Here is a 1456-nt window from a genome sequence, read left to right as displayed (position 1 = left end):
GCTCATAGAATCCGATTACGTGGTTATCGCGGAGGGCGCTAACCATATTCTGCTGGAGAAGCACGGCCTGGGCGGCAAGCCTGACGTGCATGAGATGGCCTTAGGAATCAAGGAGGTCATAAAATTAGACAGCAGAAGAATCGAAGAGCGGTTCAACGTCGGTGAGGGGGAGGGTGTGGCCCATTTATTCATCGGGCGTCCCATAGAAGGGCTGCTGGGCGGAGGCTTCCTCTACACGATGAAGGAGCACGTTGCAATTGGCCTCGTCATACGGTTGTCCGACCTTCAGAAAGGCATGACGTATGCGAAGGAAGTCGCGGAGGATTTGAGGTTACTCCCGGCTATTAATGGCCTGGTGGGAGACGGCGTACCGGTGGAATATTCGGCGCACTTGGTCTGGGAAGGGAACTACGAAAGCGCCATGAGGAAACCCTTTGGTAACGGGTTTCTGGTCGTCGGCGACGCTGCAGGGCTCCTCCTGAACACCGGGTTCACAATAAGGGGGGTGGATATAGCCATGGAATCAGGCAGGCTGGCCGCGGAGGCGATAGCCAAGGCTAGGGATGCCGGGAGCCGGGAGGAGGCCGATCTCTCATATTACTGGAGCCAGGTGAAGGATGGTCCCATAGGAAGGAACCTAGTTAGGTTCTCCAAGCTACCATCATTCATGTCAAACCGCAGAATCTACGATGCCTACCCGGAGCTACTATGCAGCGTGCTGGGGAAAGCCTATGGTGCGCAGGAGGAACTGGATAGGCTTTGTAGCTCGGCAACAGCCGCCATGGGTAAGCTTGGAATATCTAAGTTCACGGTGCTGCTCGATGCGCTGAGGGGGTGCGGCTCACTGTGAGCGCAAGATTAAGTGTTGAGAAGAGGCTCGCACTAACTAATTTCAAGATACATCCGGAGCCTCACATAGTGGTAGATACGGAAAAGTGCAAAGGTTGCGAGATGCCATGCGTAAAATCGTGCCCAGCTGGCCTGTACTCCGTCGACGAAGATGGGAATCTCCGGTTCATATATGAGGGATGCCTGGAATGCGGCACGTGTAGAATGGTGTGTAACAGAGGGGCTATCAGGTGGGAATATCCGCCCGGTGGATTTGGCGTCTGGTACAAATTTGGATGAATCGACGAATCCATCCACTCCTAATCTGAGCGTGGTACGTCCCACGGATCCTTCCGGTCGATTCTATGCAAGGGGCTGTGCCTTCTATGATGGTCTCTCGTAGTGGAGCTGGAAAATTGATAGTATAGGGTTCAGAGCGCGCCAGGCCTCCCCGCGCTCACGCCGTTCGCGAACGCCCTGGCCCACCTGAGCACCGGCGCGCGCGATGTGCCCAGCTCCTCAGCTGTCTCCCACGATGAGGGCCCAGCCACGCGGAGCGGGGCGGCGCGCGCCTCAACTTCACTCGAGGTTCTTATCCGACCATCCCTGTGGGCGGTATTTACTGGTA

1 pseudogene is annotated in these 1456 nt (G+C 56.2%); it reads left to right on the top strand.

The window, feature by feature from the left end:
• Positions 1–850 (top strand): annotated as a pseudogene (locus ABJK56_RS02700) (hypothetical protein); the annotation flags it as partial.
• Positions 851–1456 lie beyond the last annotated feature (606 nt).

This window comes from Thermogutta sp. (genome assembly GCF_039793925.1).
GTDB lineage: Bacteria > Planctomycetota > Planctomycetia > Pirellulales > Thermoguttaceae > Thermogutta.
This window is presented reverse-complemented; position numbering and strand designations above follow the sequence as displayed.